A 1,916-nucleotide genomic window follows, 5' to 3' on the forward strand; every position below is an offset into this window, starting at 1 on the left:
GAAGCTTTTAGTAGCAATATAGTTCGACCAGAGTGGGCAACTCTGGGCCCAAGCAATGATATTAACTCTCAGCAAACTATTAAAGAAAAGCCCCCTATCCCCATACCACCAGCACCGATTATCGAAGCTACTGGGTGGGGAACTAATGCTAAAGGTGAGATAGTACTTACAGCCAACGCATCTACTGCCACTCCCCACAAAAACTGGCAGCAGTCACCAGTTACTTGTAGTTCGGCAAAATCTGCTTCCAATTAATTTGGGAAATAAATATGCTGTCAAGTAGATTTCGGCGAAGTTTCCGCAATGGGGAATCGCTCGTGTTGATGGGGTGCTGGTAAAGTTTCCGCAGTGGGGAATTGCTTGTGTTGAGGGGGTTTTGATTGATTAGAACGAGTAGAGAGAGTTGGTTAATTGGCAGAGAAAGTAATCATAGCGATTTGAGATTTGCGTCTGTAAAGTTCTGTAAAAGTTTTGAGTTTTCACGAAAAATTTGGGTTTTGGGCTGATGTCATCGTAGTAACCTCATTTAACAACTCTCTGCTGATTATGGCACTTATTAACGGTAGTGATTTTAACGACAACAATACCACCAACGGTACCCCATCTATCTTTCGCCCAGCCCTAAATGGGACTGATGACAGTGATACCCTTAATGGGGGTGCTGGTAGCGATATCCTGAACGGCAATAGGGGTATCGATATCCTTGATGGGGGTGCTGGTAGCGATATTCTCAATGGTGGTTCTGGCAGGGATACTCTGATTGGGGGTGTTGGTAACGGCGATGATACCTTCGTTTTCAGTGAGGGTGACGACAGAATTGATGGCGGAGACGGTTTTGATACCGTAATCTATAGAGGCACACCTCAAAGAATTATCTTGTCAGGTCTTGGAACCGTTAGAAAACCTGCGGGATTGGGGCTAGACACGCTCTTGAGGGTAGAAAACATTGTTGCTAATGGGGGTGTTGCCAACAACACCATAGATGCATCCCAATCTGTAGATGGGGTATCTCTCACTGTTAACTTAGAAACCCGAAGTTTGGTTGTCAATAACGTTCCTGCTTTGGGAACGTTGCCATTTACAGTAGTCAACTTTGATGATGTCATCGGCACAAATGCAAATGACAGTATTGTTGGCGACAACCAAAATAACCAATTATCGGGTGGAAATGGCAACGATACCATTAAAGGTGGTAGTGGGGCTGATCGCCTTACTGGAGGAGCAGGTAACGATATTTTCGATTTTGACTTACTTCTTGAAAGTCAACCTGGTGGATCATCAAGCGATGTTATCACTGACTTTGTTGGAAACAATGCCTCGCTAGGTGACCAAATCGATTTATCTACTATTGATGCCAACCCCTCTTTAGAAGGGAACCAAGCCTTCACTTTCATTGATACTGCCGCCTTCTCCGCAGTTGGTCAAGTTAGGTATGTAGCAGGTACTCTTACTGCTAACACCAATTTCGATTTTGGCGCTGAGTTTGAGATTCAGCTTACAGGAGCGCCAACACTATTTGTGGCAGCAGGAAATCCCACAAGCGACGTTATTCTTTAATTAATCCTAGAGCGGTAAAACTTGCTAGAGGTAGGTTGGAAGCATAGTAAACTCATTTGATTTTCTAAGACGCATACGTAATTAAGCCTTTAGTCTCACCTCTCCAGTTAGTTTTGCCGTTCTAGAATTAATCATAATTGAATAGTCGCGGGAACCTCAACTTCTATACAAGGAAATGACAAGGAAATGCCGGAAATATTACTATCAATTCTGGTTCATTCTCCTTACAAGCTTGAGTCATAAATTCCAAGACATTTCGGGGTAGTGTTACGGAAAGTGTCACCAGGGGCAAAGTAATGAAGAAAGTACCGAATCTTATTGCGGAGTTGGAACTTTATCCAGTTTGATTTGGTTTTAGT

General features: G+C 43.4%; 2 protein-coding genes. Both read left to right on the top strand.

All coding sequences use genetic code 11. From position 1 onward, the window contains the following. Nucleotides 1-255: hypothetical protein (locus tag H6G26_RS41390; protein ID WP_190737908.1), on the top strand; the 255-nt coding region annotated here is incomplete at its 5' end. Between the two features lie 216 nt (nt 256-471). Further along, nucleotides 472-1,557 carry a calcium-binding protein gene (locus H6G26_RS41395; RefSeq protein ID WP_190737910.1) on the top strand — a complete coding sequence of 362 codons (1,086 nt, stop codon included), beginning with the start codon at nt 472-474 and terminating at the stop codon, nt 1,555-1,557. The last annotated feature ends 359 nt before the right edge of the window (nt 1,558-1,916 follow it).

The organism is Nostoc sp. FACHB-888, from assembly GCF_014696655.1.
Taxonomy (GTDB): domain Bacteria; phylum Cyanobacteriota; class Cyanobacteriia; order Cyanobacteriales; family Nostocaceae; genus Nostoc.